Annotated in this window: 19 protein-coding genes and 1 pseudogene; 7 read left to right on the forward strand and 13 right to left on the reverse strand. The window is 64.3% G+C overall.

Annotation, left to right across the window (positions count from 1 at the left end; all coding sequences use genetic code 11):
* Window positions 1-252: 252 nt before the first annotated feature.
* Window positions 253-636, reverse strand: a complete 384-nt coding sequence (locus tag BLU18_RS14505; protein ID WP_143025229.1) for a hypothetical protein — start codon at window positions 634-636, stop codon at window positions 253-255.
* 84 nt (window positions 637-720) lie between these two features.
* Between BLU18_RS14505 and BLU18_RS05190 the strand changes: the two genes are divergently transcribed.
* Window positions 721-1,116: a helix-turn-helix transcriptional regulator gene (locus BLU18_RS05190; RefSeq protein ID WP_092632525.1), complete on the forward strand. Its 396-nt coding sequence runs from the start codon at window positions 721-723 to the stop codon at window positions 1,114-1,116.
* A gap of 1 nt (window position 1,117) precedes the next feature.
* Here the strand turns inward: BLU18_RS05190 and BLU18_RS05195 are convergent, their stop codons facing one another.
* The gene (locus BLU18_RS05195; protein ID WP_092632528.1) at window positions 1,118-3,871 is read right to left on the reverse strand and encodes a DNA-directed DNA polymerase; all 2,754 of its coding nucleotides are present in this window, start codon (window positions 3,869-3,871) and stop codon (window positions 1,118-1,120) included.
* Between the two features lie 106 nt (window positions 3,872-3,977).
* Here BLU18_RS05195 and BLU18_RS05200 point away from each other — a divergent pair, with 106 nt between their 5' ends.
* From BLU18_RS05200 to BLU18_RS05210, 3 genes are read left to right on the forward strand one after another with little or no spacing between them, the layout of a single operon-like run.
* Window positions 3,978-4,157 (forward strand): DUF7331 family protein, encoded by a 180-nt coding sequence (locus tag BLU18_RS05200; RefSeq protein WP_092632531.1) that lies wholly within the window; start codon window positions 3,978-3,980, stop codon window positions 4,155-4,157.
* A 49-nt stretch (window positions 4,158-4,206) separates the two neighbouring features.
* A complete protein-coding gene (locus BLU18_RS05205; protein ID WP_092632534.1) occupies window positions 4,207-4,527 on the forward strand; it encodes a DUF7322 domain-containing protein in 321 nt (106 codons plus the stop codon).
* A 25-nt stretch (window positions 4,528-4,552) separates the two neighbouring features.
* Entirely contained in the window at window positions 4,553-4,981 is a 429-nt protein-coding gene (locus BLU18_RS05210) for a DUF7346 family protein (RefSeq protein ID WP_092632537.1), read from the forward strand.
* Here BLU18_RS05210 and rad50 read toward each other — a convergent pair.
* The 4 genes and pseudogenes from rad50 to BLU18_RS05230 form a co-directional block, all read right to left on the reverse strand.
* Window positions 4,978-7,665 (reverse strand): DNA double-strand break repair ATPase Rad50, encoded by a 2,688-nt coding sequence (gene rad50, locus BLU18_RS05215; RefSeq protein ID WP_092632540.1) that lies wholly within the window; start codon window positions 7,663-7,665, stop codon window positions 4,978-4,980. The two genes, BLU18_RS05210 and rad50, sit on opposite strands and share 4 nt — an antisense overlap.
* 5 nt (window positions 7,666-7,670) lie before the next feature.
* A pseudogene (gene mre11 / locus BLU18_RS05220) lies at window positions 7,671-8,828 on the reverse strand (DNA double-strand break repair protein Mre11); the annotation flags it as partial.
* Window positions 8,825-9,136 (reverse strand): DUF7966 family protein, encoded by a 312-nt coding sequence (locus tag BLU18_RS14765; protein ID WP_092632546.1) that lies wholly within the window; start codon window positions 9,134-9,136, stop codon window positions 8,825-8,827. The pseudogene mre11 and the gene BLU18_RS14765, both read right to left, overlap by 4 nt.
* 26 nt (window positions 9,137-9,162) lie before the next feature.
* A complete protein-coding gene (locus BLU18_RS05230) occupies window positions 9,163-9,423 on the reverse strand; it encodes a MarR family transcriptional regulator (protein ID WP_092632549.1) in 261 nt (86 codons plus the stop codon).
* 138 nt (window positions 9,424-9,561) lie between these two features.
* Here BLU18_RS05230 and pan1 point away from each other — a divergent pair, with 138 nt between their 5' ends.
* Window positions 9,562-10,776, forward strand: a complete 1,215-nt coding sequence (gene pan1 / locus BLU18_RS05235; RefSeq protein ID WP_092632552.1) for a proteasome-activating nucleotidase Pan1 — start codon at window positions 9,562-9,564, stop codon at window positions 10,774-10,776.
* 235 nt (window positions 10,777-11,011) lie between these two features.
* Window positions 11,012-11,443, forward strand: a complete 432-nt coding sequence (locus tag BLU18_RS05240) for a DUF5796 family protein (protein WP_092632556.1) — start codon at window positions 11,012-11,014, stop codon at window positions 11,441-11,443.
* 6 nt (window positions 11,444-11,449) lie between these two features.
* Here the strand turns inward: BLU18_RS05240 and BLU18_RS14770 are convergent, their stop codons facing one another.
* The 3 genes from BLU18_RS14770 to BLU18_RS05250 all read right to left on the reverse strand — a co-directional run bounded on the left by BLU18_RS14770 (window position 11,450) and on the right by BLU18_RS05250 (window position 13,381).
* Entirely contained in the window at window positions 11,450-11,590 is a 141-nt protein-coding gene (locus tag BLU18_RS14770) for a DUF7128 family protein (protein WP_176791179.1), read from the reverse strand.
* A 69-nt stretch (window positions 11,591-11,659) separates the two neighbouring features.
* Entirely contained in the window at window positions 11,660-12,004 is a 345-nt protein-coding gene (locus BLU18_RS05245) for a DUF8153 family protein (RefSeq protein WP_092632559.1), read from the reverse strand.
* A 45-nt stretch (window positions 12,005-12,049) separates the two neighbouring features.
* Window positions 12,050-13,381, reverse strand: coding sequence for an adenylosuccinate synthase (locus BLU18_RS05250; RefSeq protein ID WP_092632564.1), 1,332 nt, complete (start codon window positions 13,379-13,381; stop codon window positions 12,050-12,052).
* 240 nt (window positions 13,382-13,621) lie between these two features.
* On the opposite strand from BLU18_RS05250, the gene BLU18_RS05255 reads away from it, so the two are divergent.
* The gene (locus tag BLU18_RS05255; RefSeq protein WP_092632567.1) at window positions 13,622-13,927 is read left to right on the forward strand and encodes a hypothetical protein; all 306 of its coding nucleotides are present in this window, start codon (window positions 13,622-13,624) and stop codon (window positions 13,925-13,927) included.
* Here BLU18_RS05255 and BLU18_RS05260 read toward each other — a convergent pair.
* The 4 genes from BLU18_RS05260 to BLU18_RS05275 all read right to left on the reverse strand — a co-directional run bounded on the left by BLU18_RS05260 (window position 13,924) and on the right by BLU18_RS05275 (window position 17,493).
* A complete protein-coding gene (locus BLU18_RS05260) occupies window positions 13,924-15,909 on the reverse strand; it encodes a DUF7527 domain-containing protein (protein WP_092632570.1) in 1,986 nt (661 codons plus the stop codon). The genes BLU18_RS05255 and BLU18_RS05260 overlap by 4 nt on opposite strands.
* A gap of 83 nt (window positions 15,910-15,992) precedes the next feature.
* Window positions 15,993-16,226 carry a CDGSH iron-sulfur domain-containing protein gene (locus BLU18_RS05265; RefSeq protein ID WP_092632574.1) on the reverse strand — a complete coding sequence of 78 codons (234 nt, stop codon included), beginning with the start codon at window positions 16,224-16,226 and terminating at the stop codon, window positions 15,993-15,995.
* 118 nt (window positions 16,227-16,344) lie between these two features.
* Window positions 16,345-16,572, reverse strand: coding sequence for a DUF7385 family protein (locus BLU18_RS05270; protein ID WP_092632577.1), 228 nt, complete (start codon window positions 16,570-16,572; stop codon window positions 16,345-16,347).
* Window positions 16,573-16,641: 69 nt separating this feature from the next.
* Window positions 16,642-17,493 carry a cytochrome c oxidase subunit 3 gene (locus tag BLU18_RS05275; RefSeq protein ID WP_092632580.1) on the reverse strand — a complete coding sequence of 284 codons (852 nt, stop codon included), beginning with the start codon at window positions 17,491-17,493 and terminating at the stop codon, window positions 16,642-16,644.
* Window positions 17,494-17,577 lie beyond the last annotated feature (84 nt).

The following is a 17,577-nucleotide window of genomic DNA, read 5'->3' on the forward strand; positions in this document are numbered from 1 at the left end:
CCTACTGTGAGACTGGGCTGTAAGACGCATAATGCTTACGCATTATCCCCCTTCGAGTTTTTCGAGAGAAAACTATATTTCTCTATAGGGAAACTTCTGTTTCAGAACTGGCCGAGACCGGTCTGTCGCTGTCCGCTTTTCACTTCGTCCCACGACAGCCCGAGGGCCTCGATAATGCGCTCGATAGGGCCTTTGAGCGTCTTTTCGAGCATCTTGTCCCAGTCGATTTCGAATGTGTCTGGTTTTAGTCGACTAAAAGCGAGTTCTGATAGCATTTAGTAGATCATCTTCATCCCATAGAGCACTACGGATATTGTCGGTGTGAGTCAAACTCGACATGTTAAATGTATTCGAGGGATATTCCCATAATTCAATTTCAATTTCCCAAAAATCATTGCTATTTGGAACTGTTCCTTCAGCTCTCGCACTATAATGTCGTTCTGGGCCCATATTCCGTTCGTTGACTTCAACTACCTCAAGCGGTACCGGGATCAACTGTGGCTCGTCATCCCATGGAAAGCTGAGCGGGAAAACAACCTCAGAAATGGAAGAGGGATCAACGTGCCCACTTTGGGTTAGTACACTATATTCGTCATCACTTCTAATGACACCAATCACCCAGTCATCAGGTTCCATATTGAATACAACCCTGCCGTGTTTATAAGCCTGTTCCGGGCATTACACTACTTGATTTATTAACTCCGGCACACAAATACGATAATGATGTCGAGTCTAAGTGATGACAGATATGCGACACAGAGAGGCCGCTATTTGGCCAAAACTACCGAACTTCGAAAACCCGAGGCAAAAGCAGTCGCATATGCAGAAAAAGGTTTCTCTTCAAACGGTATTTCTAAGAAATTGAACGTCTCCGAATCAACCGTCAAGGGATATATGCGGAGAGCTATGGCACTATACGGTTTGGAGATCATGGAAACAAATCTTCCCAGCGAAGAACCTCCCGACTACGAGAAAGTTAGACCGGAATACTACAACAAATTAAACGACACAGATCGAGAAATATGGATAGAGTATGTGCGAAGGCACAGCGATAAGCTCCCACAGGAATGGATGCATGAGATACTAGAATCTGCAGATATGGACGAATCTGCCTAATTCACATATAATGGCCTAAGCCAGTCTGCTGCTCTCCGTCAACCAGATGTTCCCACGAAATGCCGAGACTCTCTGTGATTCGGGATATCGGCCCCTCAAGTGTCTTTTCGAGCATCTTCTGATAGTCAATTTCGAACGATTCAGGGACTTGATCAGGATATTCAAAACAGATAATATCGGGATTTCGCTTGAATTCGCGATAATCAGCATCTGAAACTATGGATGAATTCTCCCGCTCAACTATTTCGAAGAATTGGGGAAGAACACGCTCCAAATAGAGGTGTCGCGGTTTCGATCCACGGTCAAAATTCGTATTGAGAACAGCATTTGCGTATTTCGCCCCACGGATGTGAGCAGAAGGACTATCATATTCATCCAATCGCTGGCCGATACCACCGGGAATGCCGATCCGTTCCGCATCTATTTTCTGTTCCTGAAATCGGTTGATGATGCCTTCCAAGTACTTTTCAACCTCATCAACAGCATCCTCCTTCACGATCATCTCGATGACCTGTCGCTGGACCTCCTTCGTTATCGGCGCGATGTCCGAGCGCTTGTACTCGAAGCCCGTGATGTCGATATCGTCGACGTGTTTGCCCTCCTTCCAGACGATGTGGCCCGCGTAGCGTTTCTTCTTGCCCGCCTGGAAGAACCGCCGGTAGAGCTTCTCGAACTCGATTTGGAAGCGGTGGTCGTGGGCGTTGAGTTCCTCCAACGCGAACTCGTCGTAGGAGTCGTTGATGGATTCCTCGAGTTCGTAGCCCGTCTCGATGGCACCCGCAATCTGTCGAAGCCCCGACTCGCTCATCTCGGGGTGGGATTCGCGAACCTCGTCGGGTACCTCGTCGACAGCCACGTCATCCCCGAGTTCGAGCATGACGCTGTCGGTGTCGCCGTAGGCCACCTCGTAACCCACGTCGTTGGCGGCGGTCTGGGTGTGTTCGATGACGTCCCGCCCCGTCGCGGTGACGGCGGCGCCCATCTCCCGGTCGTAGAGGCGGAAGCGGTCCCAGCCCAGGACGCCGTAGAGCGAGTTCATGATGACCTTCACCGCCTGCTGTTCTCGGTCGTACTGCTCGTAGGCCTGACTCCCGGGTTCGTTGTCGTTGCGCTCGGCCTTCTTCTGTTCGCGCTCTTTCAGCAACTCGTCGACCATCTCCCGGATGACGCCGTCCGGTTCCTTCTGGAAGTGGGTGCCGTTGGGCGCGCGGTAGGTGTCGCCGTCGTACGCCTCGGGGTCGACTTTCGTCTCCGGCGACGCGTTGATGGTCACCATGCACATCGGATACAGCGACTTCAGGTCGAGGACGCTCACGTTCTCCTTGATGCCCGTGATGGGGTCGAACACCGCACCGCCCTCGTAGTCCTCGGCGTCGGCCCGCCCCTTCGAGGGCAGGGCGAAGTTCCCGTGGACCTTGTGCAGGACGTACACGTCAACGGCGTCACCGGGCGTCGGGGCGTCCTCCAGTTTACACCCGACGAACGTCCGCACCTCGTCCCAGAAGGAGATGATGTCGCGCTTGCGGTCGAGTTCGACACAGAGTTCCACGTCGCGGAGGTTGTACTCCAGCAGACGCTGGGGGTCGTCCTCCCACAGGTCGCCGATGTCGCCCGTGTAGCGCTCCTTGCCCGCGCCGAGTTCCTGTTCGCCGACGGCGTCGAGCCGGTACGATTCAAGTTCAGTGAACTGGGTGCGCTTGTAGGCGTAAAGCAGGTCGAAGACGACGCGGCCCTTGATAGTCGGGCCACCCCAGTCGCTCCGCCACACCTCACCGATGCGTGAGAGGCGGTTGGGATTCAGGTCGCGGTCCACGTCCGGGCGCTTGCCGAGCACCTCGAGTCGGTCGATGAAGTAGGGCGCGTCGAAGTCCTCGAAGTTCCACCCCGTGAGCACGTCGGGGTCGGTGTCCTCGATGTAGGTGAGGAAGGCATCGAGCATGGCGGCCTCGGAGTCGAAGGCGCGGACTTCGGCGTCGACATCGCCTTCGAGTCCCTCGTACGCCGCGAGGTCGTCGGGGGTGACGCCCTCGCCCTCGGGCGCCTCGTAGAGCCACGTGATGTACTCGTCGCTCCCGGAGTCGTGACTGGTGAGACAGACGATTGGCTCCTCGCCGTCCTCGGGGAAACCGGAGCGGTCGTCGACTTCGATGTCGAACGTGTTCACGCGGAGGTCTGCCGTCGCCTCGACGGCCTGAATCTCGTCGTGTGGAATCTGAATCGACCCACTCTCCAGTCGCCGGACGGGGACGCGAACGCCACTCCCAATGTCCTTGTCGATGAGGAGGCGGTTCGGGAAGAGGATGTCCGCCTCGAAGTGGTCGAACTCGTCGCGAATCTGCCCCACGTCGCGTGGCGTCTGGGTACAGATTTTCGTCAGCTCCTCGCCGCGGATGCTCTCGTAGCCCGTCTCCGTGCGCGTGATTACGTCCCGGTCGAGGTCGTCGTCGTCGAGACTCGCTGTCGGCGCGTAGAAGTACGGTTCGAACCCGAGAACGCGGACGTGTTCCGCCGTCCCGTCCGGAGTCCGACCGAACAGGTGGACGACGGGGTACTCCTCGGAACCCTGCCCTTCGACGGTGTAGTCGACCTGCGTGACCGTGAGGTCGACCGTCCCATCGGGGTCGGGGAACTTCAGCTCCGAGGCGTCGATAACCTCACTGACCGCCTGTGACGCGTCGCCCGCGACGGCGACCGCCTCCGCCTCGGGGCGGTCGTCCGCCGCCCCCGAGAACTGCGAGAGGTCCGCCTGAGTCATGGCGCTTCCTTCGGCGCACCCCGGTAAAAACCCCGCCACTCCGACCGCGAAGCGCTGCCCCGACGGCAAGACATATACCGTGTGACCTACTACCACATTTCTGACGATGTCCGACCACGTCGACGCAAGCCGGTGGGACAGTACGGACGCCGAGCGTCCGGAGCACGACGGTATCGACACCGTCGAGGCGTACGAAGTCGAGGACGGGACGGTACTGTACGACGCGGAGAACCCGCTCGCGTGGGTGGAGTCGTCCGCCGCCGTGTCGATTCGCGACTTGGCGTAGTAGCGGCGCAACACGAATCCTTTTGCCGTCGCGTCGGCTCTCCCCGAGCGTGCTCGACCCGTTCGACGAGCCCGACGACACCGACGCGACGCCGCAGTTGGGCAACCCCGAACACGACCTGCCCAAGACCCCCTCCGTCGACGTCGACGAGTCGGACGCCGACCCCGAGGTGAAGGAGACGTTCTGGCGGAGCGTCTTCCTCACGAACGTGGCCATCTTCGCGCTCACCGTCGGGCCGATGGTCGCGTACTTTCGTGGGTGGTGGACCGTCGGCGCCGCCGCTGCCGTACTCGGCGCCATCATGCTGTTCCGTGTCTACCAACACTACCGTGCCTTCGAGCGACACCAAGACGACGAACGGAACGCCTAACCGCTCGGCCCGGCTTCGAGCAGGCATGCGAACCGTCCGCGACGAGGCGGGAGACCGCTACCTGCTCGTGAAACGCTCGTCGGAGTCGAGTCTCGTCCGCGACCCCGACACCGGAGAGGAGCGCTACCTGCCGAACGCCGACCTCACGGTGGATGACGAGACGGCGGCGCTCGAAACGGCCGCGAGCGCCGTTCCGGCCTCGGTCCGGCGCGTCCTCACCGCGGCGCCGAACGACCGGGCGCTCGGTCTCCTCATCGAACTCGCCGACCGCGGCCCGCTGGCCGTGCGAACGCTCATCGATTCCTACGACCTCTGTGAGAGCGACTTGCACGGCCTGCTCGCGGAGTTTCGAGCCGCAGGGTTGGTCGAAGAAGCGCGCATCGCCGGCGAACGCGGCTACGACGCGACGGCGACGACCCGCGACGCCGTGACCCATCTGCGGGCCGACGACTAGTCGTCGGCCTCGGATTCGAGGTCGACCGCGCCGAGTGCGGCCGGGTCCGACCGTGACACCGTCGACCGGTTGGTCCGGGAGTCTTTCTCGACGCTGACGAGGTCGTCGGCCGCGCCGACGAGTTCCTCGTCGTGGCTGACGATGACGATTTGGGCGACACCGAGGTCACGCATCTCCGTGACCAAGTCGACGAGCCGAGAGACGTGCCCCGAGTCGAGGAAGACGGTCGGTTCGTCGAGGATGAGCGGCGGCATGGGCGCCGCGCCGTCGATGCCCTCGGCCAGCAAGCGATAGATGGCACACCGCAGACTGAGGTTGAACAGGGCACGCTCCCCGCCCGACAGCTGCGTGGGGTCGAGTTCGCTCCCGTCTTTCTGTACGACCGAGAGCTCGTACTCCCCATTCAGTCGGAGGTGTGCGTACGCGTCGTTGCCGTAGACGAGGTCGAAGGTCTCGTTCAGGAGCCGTTCGAGCGTCTCGACGTTGCGCTGGCGGAGGTCCGCGCGCAGGTCGCCGTACATGGCCTCCAGTCGCGTCGCCTCGTCGTGGAGGTCGTCGAGTGCCTCGACACGCTCCGCGAGGGCATCACGCTCGTCGTGCAGCGATTCGAGCGCCTCGATTTCGCTTCGGACACCCCCAATTCGTGTCTGTAGCTCGTCCCGCCGTTCGGCCAGCGAGTCGAGTTCATCAGCGACATTCGACAGGTACTCGTCGGCCTCGGACTTGTTCGTCCGGGCCGCCTCGATGGCGTCCTCGTCGACCGCCGCCGCGAGGTCGTCGCGGCGCTCGCGTTTCTCCGACAGGCGCTCGCGGCGTTCGTCGTTCGTCTCCTCGATGCGCTCCGCTCGCTCGCTCAAGCGCTCGATGTCGGCTTCGAGGTCGTCGACCTGCGCCAGACGTTTCTCGATGGCGTCGAGGCGTTCGCGCGCCGTCTCGACGGTCGACAGCTCCTCGGTCAACTCGTCGACGCGTGCCTCACACTCCTCGGCCTCCGCGCGTTTCTTCTCGGCGACCTCGCGGGTTTCGGCCGCCTGCTCGCGGAGCGAGTCCGCCTCGGCGTCGTACTCGTCGGCCTCTTCGAGGTTCTCCTCGGCGTCGGCGCGTTTCTCCGCCGCTCGCTCGGCGAGTCGCTCACGCTCGGCGTCGAGTTCGTCCAGTCGGCGCTCGGCCTCGACGAGGTCGTCGAGCGTCTCGACTCGCTCGTCCAGTTCGGTCACGCGCTCCCGTGCCGCCGACAGTTCGCTCTCTAACTCGGCCACCCGCTCGCGGTCGTCTTCGGGGTCGGCGTGGGGCGCGCCGTCGACTGGCTGGCCGCACTCGGGGCACTTCCCGGCGTCGAGGAGGGCTTCCGCCTCGGCGACCCGGTCACGCGCCGACTCCAGTCGCGTCTCCAGTTCGGTCACGCGCTCGCGTGCCTCCGCGCGGCGCTCGCGACAGTCGGCCAAGTGGTCCGCCGCCTCGCCGCGGTCGACCGGCGCGGCGTCGAGGCGGGCGGTCAGGTCCTCCCGCTCCGAGTCGATTTCCGCGATGCGTTCCTCGCACTCGGTCACGGCGTCCTCGGCCGCCATCGCCGCCTCGCGGAGGTCCGCAGCCCGCGATTCCGCCTCGTCGGCGCGCTCGGCCAACTCGTCGGCCTTCTCGGCGAGGTTCGTCGCCTGATTCCGCAGGCCCGTCGCCGACGCCTTCGCGTCGGAACGCTCCTCGCGGAGACGCTCCTCGTGGTCGTCGATGTCGCGACGCCGCGTCTCGATGGCGTCGTCGGTCGCGGCCTCCAGTCCCGCCGCGTCGAGACGAGTGTCGATGTCGGCCTCCAACTCGGACATCTGGTCGCGCGCGTCACCGATGCGCTCGCGGACCTCCTCGCGCTCCGACTCGGCCTCGCGAATCGCCTCCTCCAACTCCGCGATGTCCGACTCGACGGCCTCCAAGTCGGCCCGCTTCTGCTCGAACTCCTCGAGCACCGACTCCGCCTCCGTTTTCGTCTGCTCGGCTTTCTCGCGCTGGGCCTCGTAATGCTCTATCTGGTCGTCGATCTCGGTCAGCGACGACTCCAACTCGTCGAGCGTGGCGTAGAGATCCTGCTCCGCTTTCCGTTCGATCTGTGCCTCCACCTTCTGGAGCTCGCCCCGCTTCTCCGAGCGCACGTCCTCGATGCCGAGTCGCGCCTCGCCCGCCCGGTCGCGGTACTCCTCCAGTCGGCCGAGCTGCAGGAGATCGTCGATGACGTCCTGACGCTGGGCCGGCGAGGCGTTGATGAGTTGGTTTACCTCGCCCTGCCGGACGTACGCGCAGTTGACGAACGCCTCGGCGTCCATCCGGAGTAGGTCGACGACGAACGCCCGCACATCTCGCGCGCCCTCGACGGTCACGTCCGGGCCCTCCAGCACGCAGTCGGCGGTGGTCGTCCGCTCGCCCGAGGAACGGAGGCGTCGGTGGACGTGATAGGACGCGCCGGCGTGGGTGAAGTCGAGGTCGATTTCGGCCTCCGTCTCGCCGTTCGAAATCACGTCGTCCAGTGTCCCTTCGAGGGCCGTCGACCCGTAGAGCGCGAAGAAACACGCCTCCAAGAGCGACGACTTCCCACTCCCGTTGAGTCCGTGGATGACCGTCACGCCGTCGCGCAGTTCGAGGTCCGCGTCGGCGTAGGGGCGGAAGTTCCGCAGGCGGATGCGCTCGAACTTCACAGGAAGTCCTCCATCGACACCTGGTCTCGGTCGTCGCTCTGCTCGGCGGCCTCACTTTCCTCGTCGAACGCGTCTCTGACCGCGGACGCGACGCGGCCCCGGACGTTCGAGTCCGCGACGGCGTCGTCCCGAACCGTCTCGTCGAGGCGGCGACCCAGCGATGAGAGGCCCATCTCGCCGACTCGCTCGCGAACGGCGGCGTCCGGGTCGGCGAAGTCCACGTCGGCGACGGGTTCGGCGGCGTCGCCTCCGACCGCGCGGTGGTCGGTGACGCGGGCGAGCAACGCCCCCTCGTCGAGCGCGGCGTCCTCTATCGCGGCGGGCGTGACCGGGTCGCCGTCGCCCGTAATCGACACCACCGCGACGGCGTCAGCGAGGTCGTACTCGCGAACGCGGTCGAGGACGCGTTCGACGCCCTCACCCTCCGAGAGTTCGACGTCGATGAACTCGAAGGGGCGCGTGTCGAGCGAGCGGCGGCGGATGTCGACGGTCGCGGCATCGAACTCGACGATGTTGTAGCCGCGCGGGTCGCGTTCGTCGGCGCTCGCGCGCTCGGTCGACCCGCAGTACGTGACCCACGTGCCGTCGACCTCCGCCCGGTCGGGGACGTGGTTGTCGCCGAGCAACACGGCGTCGAAGTCGACGCTCGCGGCGTCGAGCATCGCCTCGGTGTCCCAGTCTGCGTGTGCGAAGGGCGTGAACAGGCCGTGACCGACGAGCGCCGTCGCCTCGGCGTCGGCCGGCGGCGACTCGAAATCGTACTCGAGGTCGTCACGGCGCGACTGGGGGACGTGGTCGAGGCCGTAGAAGGCGGTGTCACCGACGAGCGTCGGTTCGGAATCGAGACGCGTCGCCAAGCCGAGGTCGGAGAAGAGGTCGAGCCACTGGCTGCCGCGGGTCGCCTCGTGGTTGCCGACGATGGCGAGAAAGGGGATGTCGGCAGCGTCGAGACGGCGGAGCGCAGAGAGCACGCCGAGCAGGTCCGGGAGGTCGGGGCGGCGGTCGTGAAAGAGGTCGCCGGCGTGGACGACGGCGTCGACGTCGTGGTCGATGCTGTCGTCGACGACCGACTCGAAGGCGTCAAGGAAATCCTGCCGGCGCTCCGGCGAGTGGTACTGTCGGTACCCGACGTGGGTGTCGCCGGTGTGTATCACCCGTGTCATCGTCCCGACCGTAGCGTGTCACCACCCAAAACCGTTCCGTGACCGGGGCGAAAGTGGTCACGGGCCGCGCGTCGACAGCGTGCGAGTGGTTCGAGCGCTTGCCGTCCCCGGCGTGCGAGAGCGTCGTCACCGCGACGCTCCGCCGTCTCGATAGCGCGGCGCAGTCGGGCGAGGCCGTCGTCGTCGACGAACGCCGCGGCGTCGCGAACGTCGTCGAGAGCGGCGGTGGCCTCGGCAACGGCGTCGCTGGGGTCGGTCGCGTCGGGCGTCGCGAGGGCGTGGAGCGCGGAGCGAACGTCGTCGGACACGTCACGGGGAGGCCGCCCGACCGGCCTTAAATCTTCAGCGAGTAGAGGCGCTTGCGCGCGTCGGAGAAGGAGAACCGAGATTCGACCACGTCTTCCTCTTCCAGTCGCGTGAGGGCGTAGCGAACGGTCCGCGGGGGCAGGAGCGTCTCCTCGGCCAACTGGCTCTGGCTGAGCGTGTCGTTGTAGTCGAGCACCTTCGCGACGAGTTTCGCACTCGGAGGCAGGTCACGCACGTCTGCCCATCGGTCCGACGCCTCGTCACGCGAGAGCGTTTCGGTCGTACTCATCTTGTCTCCTAGTGAGGCATACAGCATAATAATATTTGTTATCAAATTTGATGTTTTGCAGTTATACTTCGCCGGTGAGAGACGGCGAACACCACGTTCACCCGAAGCCTCTTATGAATCAGCGCCTTAAAGCAAGCAATGACTGATACTGTGGACGATGTCGACCTCCCCTACGACGAGGAGGCGGCGTCGCAGCAGGAAAAAATCGAAGCCCTCCGCGAGCGTCTCGACGTGCTCGAGGGCCAGAACGACGAGATGCGCGACGAACTGCTGGACGCGAACGCCGAGAACAACAAGTACCAGCAGAAACTCGAGCGACTCACGCATGAGAACAAGAAGCTCAAGCAGTCGCCGCTGTTCGTCGCGACGGTCCAGGAGCTCACGGACGAAGGGGTCGTCATCAAGCAACACGGGAACAACCAGGAAGCCCTGACCGAGGTCACCGATGAGATGCGGGAGGACCTCGAACCCGACGCTCGCGTCGCCGTCAACAACTCGCTGTCGGTGGTCCAACGCCTCGACAAGGAGACGGACGTGCGGGCCCGCGTGATGCAGGTCGACCACAGTCCGGACGTGACCTACGAGGACATCGGCGGCCTCGAAGCGCAGATGCAGGAAGTCCGCGAGACGGTCGAGATGCCGCTCGACCGCCCGGAGATGTTCCAAGAGGTCGGCATCGACCCGCCGTCGGGCGTCCTGCTCCACGGCCCGCCGGGGACGGGGAAGACGATGCTCGCCAAGGCGGTGGCCAACCAGACCGACGCCACCTTCATCAAGATGGCCGGCTCCGAGCTCGTCCACAAGTTCATCGGCGAGGGGGCGAAACTCGTCCGCGACCTCTTCGAGGTGGCTCGCGAGAACGAACCCGCGGTCCTGTTCATTGACGAAATCGACGCCATCGCCTCGAAGCGGACGGACTCGAAGACGTCCGGCGACGCCGAGGTCCAGCGGACGATGATGCAGCTGCTCTCCGAGATGGACGGCTTCGAGGAGCGCGGCGACGTCCGTATCATCGCGGCGACGAACCGCTTCGACATGCTCGACTCGGCCATCCTGCGCCCCGGCCGATTCGACCGTCTCATCGAGGTACCCAAGCCCGACCACGCGGGGCGTGAGATCATCTTCAAGATCCACACCCGCAACATGAACGTCGACGACGACGTTGACTTCGAAGAGCTGGCGGAGATGGCCGACGACGCCTCCGGTGCCGACATCAAGGCCATCTGCACCGAAGCGGGGATGTTCGCCATCCGCGACGAGCGCACCGAAATCTACATGCAGGACTTCGTGGACGCGTGGGAGAAGATCACCACCGAGACGGACACCGACACCGCCTCCCGGGCGTTCGCGTAAGTCCACCTTCGACGTCTAATTTTAGCGGCCTACGAGAGCAGCGACGGACCGAGAAACAGCAGAACGAAGAGCGCGCCGAGGGCGACGAGGTACGCGAGACCCGTCGCCGCCGCGGTACGCCACGTGGGCTGAGAGACTGACACGACCGGCACGTCACACCTCGCCCTGATAACGGTATCCATCCGAACCGGTCGCGTGACGCGACGCTTTTGCCGCGGCGGCGGATACGTAGCGTATGACCATTCGCAGCGACGTGGCGCCGAGTACGCTCCCGGTCGAGTTACTCGAGGCGGGGGTACAGGTCGAATATCTCGACGGGCGGACGACGCTGTATCGCGGCGCCCCCCAGAAAGTCGAGGAGACGCTCACCACCGGCCCGGGCAAGGAAGTTCACGTCCTCGTCACGGACCCCGAGGGGACCGAGGGCGTGATGATGTACGTCAACGACCGCAAGACCCACGACGACATTCTGGAGTCGACGGGCGTGGGCCGAATCGTCCTCGACAGCGGGGAGGCGGAGGAAGTCTTCCCGGGCGTGACCGTCGCCACGCCCGACGGGATGCGGTGTCGCGTCGACGCCGACCTGTCGGTCGCCCGCGGGCGCGTGTTCGTCTTCGTCGAGGACGACTGGGGCGAGCAGTCCTACGAACTGGTCGACGAGAAGTAGCGACGCTTACTGGAGATACGACGGGTCGGCGCTGTCGTCGTCACAGTGCTCTTCGTGCTGGCTCGCGTCGTCGCGGTCGTCGAACAGCATGCCACAGGTCTCGCACTCGTACCACGTCATGCCGTCTCGCTCAGTCGTGGTCACCATGTCTGTACGTCCACGAGCAGAGGGTAAAAGAGTATCCCGGCGACGAACCAGAGCCGTCGGCGCCGTTTCTCAGCCGTCGGCGATGGGCGAGACGTCCGCGACGGTGACGGCCATGCCGAAGATGTACAACCCGAGTCCGGTCATCCCGACGGGGACGGAGACCTGTAGCAACGTCGACCCCGCGAAGGCGCCGACGCCGCCCCCGAGGGCCCCGAGCGTCCGCGACGACGACCTAGACCGACTCGATAGGTGAGCCCAGTCGTCCCAGTGAGCGAGGACGAGTGCGGTGGTGGCACTGTAGACGATGGCGACGGCGGTCACTGGAAGAGCGTGGGCGCCAGAGACGCGGGCCGCGAGGGCGGCGAGTCCGATACCGACGAGGAGGGCGACGGGGTAGCGGGTGAGGCGACGCATGCGCTCCGGTTCGGCGGCCAGCGTAAAAGCGTGGTCCGTCGCGAGCTATCCGTCGCGCTCGAACGGGTCGGCGAGTTCGATGGTTTCGGCGCGGTCGGGACCGACGCCGACGGCGTAGATTGGGGCGTCGACTTCGTCGCTCAGGTAGTCGAGATACGTCTGCGCGGCGTCCGGGAGGGCGTCGTACCCGTCGTCGGCGACGGCGGCCCAGTCGACCTCCGGCCACGGCTCGAACTCCTTGAGAATCGGGTCGCACTCGGCCCAGCGCTCGGTCGTCGCGGGCATCGTCTCCAGTCGCTCGCCGTCGAGTTCGTAGGCGTCGCCCACCTTCACCTCGTCCAGACCGGCGAGCACGTCGACGTGGTTGACGGCGATACCGGTGAAGCCGCTGACGCGGGCCGCGTGTCGGAGCATCGGCACGTCGAGCCACCCGATGCGGCGCGGGCGGCCGGTGACAGTGCCGAACTCGCCACCCTTCTCGCGGATGTAGTCGGCGAGGTCCTCGTCGTCGCCGTCGAGTTCCGTCGGGAGCGGGCCGGTCCCCACCCGGGAGAGGTAGGCCTTCACGATGCCAACGACTTCGCCGCGGCCGACGACGGTCGGGCCGACGCCGGTCCCCGTGGACGCGCCGCCAGCGGTCGGGTTCGAGGAGGTGACGTAGGGGTAGATGCCGTGGTCGATGTCGATGGAGGTGCCCTGCGCGCCCTCGAACAGGAGGTTCGCCCCGTCGTCGAGTTCGGTGCCGAGGAAATCGCCCGCGTTCACAGTCATGTCCTCCGCGTCGAGGCGACGGCCCACCTCTGCGAACTCCTCGTGGAGCGCGTCAACGTCGAACTCTTCGCCTGCTTCCAGACCGAAGACGTCCTCGACGACCGCGCGCTTCTGCGGGACGACGTATTCGAGTCGGTCGCGCAGGACCTCGGGGTCGAGGAGGTCACCGACGCGGATGCCGCGCCGACCGACCTTGTCCTCGTAGGTGGGGCCGATGCCGCGACCCGTCGTCCCGGCTTCGAGGTCGTCGTCGCTCTTCGCTTCCTCCTCGATACCGTCGAGGACGCGGTGGTACGGCATGATGACGTGGGCGCGACGCGCGACGCGTACGTCGGGGTCGAGACCCCGTTCGCGGAGCGTGTCGAGTTCGTCGAACAACGTGCGCGGGTTGACGACACAGCCGTTGCCGAGGACACCGACCTTGCCTCTGACGGCGCCGCTGGGTACGAGCGACAGCTTGTACTCCTCGCCCCCTTCGACGACGGTGTGGCCGGCGTTGTCCCCGCCCTGATATCGGACCACGATGTCGGCGTTCCCACCCCACAGGTCGACGAGGGCACCCTTGCCCTCGTCGCCGAGCTGGGACCCGACGATGGTGACAGTCATATCCGACCGCCCATTTCGTCCCACTCGCTAAACCGATTACGATACCGTCACGCGCACGACACAGAGTGCCCGAGTCCGTTCGCGGCCCAAAACCCCAGCGTAACGGGCCATGAACCCAGTCTAACCCGCCGCGACCCGAAGCGTTAACTACTCTCACCCCCGCATTTCTAATACATCGGTCCCTCTCCGCGGCGCTGCACAGCAACTTTTAAAACCCGCAAAGACAAGTTAACAAGTGTCATGATAGACAGGCTCGAGAAAGAAGTCGACATGCTCGAACGACACCTCCAGGTGTTGAAGATGGTCATCGGTAACGAACCCATCGGCATCGTGAAGATGTCCAACGAGACGGGATACCCGCATCACAAGGTGCGGTACTCGCTTCGCGTCCTCGAAGAGGAGAACCTCATCGAACCGTCGAGTCAGGGCGCAATCACCACGGAAGACACGGCAGACTTCGTCGACGAACTCGACGAGAAAATCGACTCCATCGTCGAGAAACTCGATTCGATGAAGATCGAAGAGACGTCCAAAATCGAGAGTTAGAGTTCCGGAACTGTCAGGAAGAAGTCCCCGTCTCGTGCCTCGACGAGACAGAGGTGGAAGCCGGTTTTCCGCGACCGTTTGACGTAGCTTCTGCGCGAACTTCGACTGAACAGTCCACCACGCGTGGCGTCGACGGCGGCCTCCATCGCGTCGGCCTCGAAGAAACTCGTCGTCACCGCGAAGGCCGCCGCGAACGACGGCAAAGCATCACTCACTGGCTTCGCGTTCTCGACCAGCGACTGTATCGGTGACGCCCGCGTGGGGTCGCGTGAGTCGTCGAAGGCGGCGACGAACACCGAATTTCCCATCTTGTCCCGGAACACGACATCGAACGTCTCGGTCGGCGCCGCCTCGGATTCTTCCGCGTCGTCGGGCGTCACGTCGACGGTGCCGTGGAAGTCGATTCGGTCCACGTCCTCGATGGCGTCGTAGAGTTTCGTCAGTTCGGTGCGGGCGTCGGCGCGCCGAATCTCGGACGCCAGCGACAGCAAGAGCCACTGCGTAAAGCGGTGCTCCGGCGTCGCTCGGAGGAACGTCTCGAAGGGCTGGTCGTCGACGTGGGCGCTCTCCGTCTCGAACTCCGTGTGGTAGTCGAGGCGGAGGTTCTGTCGGAGGTCGTCCGGTGCGAGCGACCCCGAGACGGCGTCTTCGAGCGTCCCGTCGGCCCGGTCCTCGTAGCGGACGAAGAGATTGGTGCCGGCGAGCGCCTCCGCTGAGTCGAGCGTCCGGGCCGGTTCCTCGTCGGTTTCCAGGCGCTCGATTTCCGCCTCCAGTTCGGTGACTCGGGCCTGCAGGCGGTCGACCTCCGCGCGCAACTCGTCGCGCTCCCCCGCGAGACGGTCGCGCTCCGCTTCGAGGTCCGCCTTCGCGTCGCGGGCGGCGTCAAGTTCGTCGCGGAGGCGTTGGAGCTCTGCGTCGTCGGCCGTCTCGGTGACTGTCTCCTCGGTCTCGGTGGTTTCCGCCTCTGTTTCGGCGTCCGCGGCGTCAGCCTCGTCGGTCGCCGACTCGTCACTCGTCTCGCTCGCGCCGAAGGCGACATCTGGTGTCGGCTCGGTATCGACCGTTTCGGCTTCGCCCTCGTCAGTCTCAACCGATTCCACGCTCGCGTCGTCCGTCATGTCGTCGACGGACGCGTCGGCATCGACCGCCTCGTCTTCGGCCGACTCGTCCTCGGTCGGCGCCGACTCGGCTTCGACGCCGCTCATCGCACCGAGCGCCTCGAATTCGGACGCCGTATCGCTCTGGGCGTCGGCAGTGGACGGCGCGTCCTCGCTTGACGACTCTGCGGGCTGGTCCTCGCTCGACGATTCGGGCGTCTCGTCTTCGGCCGTCTCGGACACGGCCGACGACGCGACCGTCACGTCCTCGTCGTCGCTCGGGTCGTCGGAGTCGTCCGCCGAGGCGGCGACGGCGCCACCCACGGGTTCGGTGGCGTCGTCCGGTCGCTCGGGGAGGTCGACCACCTCGATGGAGGCGTCGACGACGCTGTAGATGCCGACTTCGTCCGCGGCGAGGTCGAACGCCTCGTCGCCCGTGACCAGCCGACGGCTGTTGCCGACGTACGCGACGGGGAGCGAGCGCTCGCCGTAGTAGACGACGTAGTAATCGCCGGAGAGGACGTTCTCAGAGAGTTCGACGTAGCCGACGAAACTGCCCGCAGAGAGCGTGTCGTGGATGTCCGTGAGGGGCGTGTCGTTGGAGTAGTACTGCCCCCGGACCTCGGTGTCGCCGGCCTGCATGGCGTAGAGTAGCGGGAGCGACACGTCGGGGGCGACGTAGGCCGTCAGCGACGCGTCCTCGAAGTCGTGCACGTCGCCGTCGAACACGCCGACGAAGCGACCGTTGAGGACGAACGCCCACGTCGCGTCGTCGGTGACGGCGCCGGAGAACTCGCCGTCAGCCAGCTCGTACAGCCCGCCGACACCGTCCCCGACGGAACGGGTCTCCCACTCCGTCACGACATCGAGAATCTCGGCGTCCATTGGTGCGATATGTACGAAAGCGAGCCATATACTTTCCGGCGGCGACGGGATGGCCGCCTTCCGGTTCGGGTGTGCGACAGCGGTCAGTCGGAGTCCGACTCCTCGAACGTCAGCGACACCCGTCGGCGCTCGCCGTCGACGTACTTGTAGCGCTCGTCGGGGTCTTCGCCCTCGGCGCGCTCGTGGGACCCGTCACAGAACGGGTACGATTCACTCAGTCCGCAGAGACAGATGGCAATATCGCCCTTCTCGTCGTCGATGTCGTCGGGCGTGATTATCTTCGGCCCGGTTTCCGTGTGCGTGACTTCGCGTGCCATACCACGGCGTCGGCGCGGAGCCTCTTACGTGCTGGGTCAGCGTGAATATCGTGAGTCAGTACCGGCCCGGTGCCGCCCGAGTCGGTAACGGGCCGGTGAACAGTCACGATGAACGCTATCAGTGCTTGTGGGTGAAGAGGAGGGGGCTGTCGTCGTGGACGGTGACGCAGATGTCGAGCGGTTCTATCTGTTCCAGACTCGTCGCCTGATTCTTGCACACCACGAGGTCGTCGAACGGCTCTTCACAGACCGGACACGCGACGGAGACGGTGTTCTGGTAGAGCTTGATCTCGTCGTTCTCTTCGCGGGGCGTCAGCGACGACACGAGTTGTTCGAGGTCGTCCATACCACTCTCTGTCGGGTGAGCCCATATAAATCCACGGCGAGAGTCGCCGTGAGACGGGACGTTCCGTCGTCAGGCGCCGAGTTCGGCGCCCGCGTAGAGGACGACGACGAGGAAAATCCAGACCACGTCGACGAAGTGCCAGTACATCGAGACGGTGCTGACCGAGACGTGACGGTCGGCGGAGTACTGACCCGCGAGGGCCCGGACGGTGACGATAGCGAGGAGCGCACCCCCGAGCGAGACGTGGAGCCCGTGGAGGCCGGTCAGCCCGAAGAAGGCCGACCCGAAGAAGCCAGTCTCGAAGGTGAAGTTCGAGTGGACGATGAACTCGTAGTACTCGTAAATCTGCCCCCCGATGAACACCACACCGAGGAGGAGCGTCGCGAGCAGTCCGATGACGAACTTCCGGTTGTCGTTGTTCCGGATGGCGACGTGTGCCCAGTGCAGCGTCAGACTGGACGCCACCAAGAGCGCGGTGTTGATGAGGACGAGCGAGCCCAGCAGGTGTGGGAGTTCGCCCGGCGGCCACGTGCCGGCCCGGATGAAGAAGTAGTAGGCGAACACGGCGCCGAACGTCGCGAGTTCGGACCCGAGGAAGGAGATCATCCCCCAGCGGAGCGCCTTCGCGCTCGTCTCGTTGCTACCGCGCGACCAGAATTCGACGACGAACGCGTGGTAGAGCCATCCGTAGAGGCCGAAGAGGAACGACCCGACGCTCGCCGCCCCGAGGAGGGGCGCGAACAGCGGATTGATAGTCGATTCCTCGCCGCCCGCGACGATGTACAGCGCGGCGGCGATGTAGATGCCACCGGCACCCAGCGCCGTGATGAACGGCCACCAACTTGCCTCGCCGAACCCCCGCGGCCAGTCCTCGACCGCCGGGAGGTGATGCTCGTGCTCGTCACCGTGATCTGTACTCATACCCCCCCGTTGCGATTCAACTACCAAAAATCCTCCCAACCGTCGCGACGAATCGCTTCCGGAAACTACTCCACCGGGTCGGTC

Origin of the sequence: Haloplanus vescus, assembly GCF_900107665.1 — an archaeon.
Taxonomy (GTDB): Archaea; Halobacteriota; Halobacteria; order Halobacteriales; family Haloferacaceae; genus Haloplanus; species Haloplanus vescus.

Bases quoted from the DNA above. Each gene is read 5' to 3' on its own strand.
- BLU18_RS05260 (WP_092632570.1), bottom strand. From the start codon at position 15,909: ATGGACGCCGAGATTCTCGATGTCGTGACGGAGTGGGAGACCCGTTCC.
- BLU18_RS05250 (WP_092632564.1), bottom strand. From the start codon at position 13,381: ATGACTGTCACCATCGTCGGGTCCCAGCTCGGCGACGAGGGCAAGGGT.
- BLU18_RS14505 (WP_143025229.1), bottom strand. From the start codon at position 636: ATGGAACCTGATGACTGGGTGATTGGTGTCATTAGAAGTGATGACGAA.
- BLU18_RS05195 (WP_092632528.1), bottom strand. From the start codon at position 3,871: ATGACTCAGGCGGACCTCTCGCAGTTCTCGGGGGCGGCGGACGACCGC.
- BLU18_RS05230 (WP_092632549.1), bottom strand. From the start codon at position 9,423: ATGAGTACGACCGAAACGCTCTCGCGTGACGAGGCGTCGGACCGATGG.
- BLU18_RS05265 (WP_092632574.1), bottom strand. From the start codon at position 16,226: ATGGCACGCGAAGTCACGCACACGGAAACCGGGCCGAAGATAATCACG.
- BLU18_RS05240 (WP_092632556.1), top strand. From the start codon at position 11,012: ATGACCATTCGCAGCGACGTGGCGCCGAGTACGCTCCCGGTCGAGTTA.
- pan1 (WP_092632552.1), top strand. From the start codon at position 9,562: ATGACTGATACTGTGGACGATGTCGACCTCCCCTACGACGAGGAGGCG.
- BLU18_RS05210 (WP_092632537.1), top strand. From the start codon at position 4,553: ATGCGAACCGTCCGCGACGAGGCGGGAGACCGCTACCTGCTCGTGAAA.
- BLU18_RS05190 (WP_092632525.1), top strand. From the start codon at position 721: ATGATGTCGAGTCTAAGTGATGACAGATATGCGACACAGAGAGGCCGC.
- BLU18_RS05275 (WP_092632580.1), bottom strand. From the start codon at position 17,493: ATGAGTACAGATCACGGTGACGAGCACGAGCATCACCTCCCGGCGGTC.
- BLU18_RS05200 (WP_092632531.1), top strand. From the start codon at position 3,978: ATGTCCGACCACGTCGACGCAAGCCGGTGGGACAGTACGGACGCCGAG.
- BLU18_RS05270 (WP_092632577.1), bottom strand. From the start codon at position 16,572: ATGGACGACCTCGAACAACTCGTGTCGTCGCTGACGCCCCGCGAAGAG.
- BLU18_RS05255 (WP_092632567.1), top strand. From the start codon at position 13,622: ATGATAGACAGGCTCGAGAAAGAAGTCGACATGCTCGAACGACACCTC.
- BLU18_RS05245 (WP_092632559.1), bottom strand. From the start codon at position 12,004: ATGCGTCGCCTCACCCGCTACCCCGTCGCCCTCCTCGTCGGTATCGGA.
- BLU18_RS14770 (WP_176791179.1), bottom strand. From the start codon at position 11,590: ATGGTGACCACGACTGAGCGAGACGGCATGACGTGGTACGAGTGCGAG.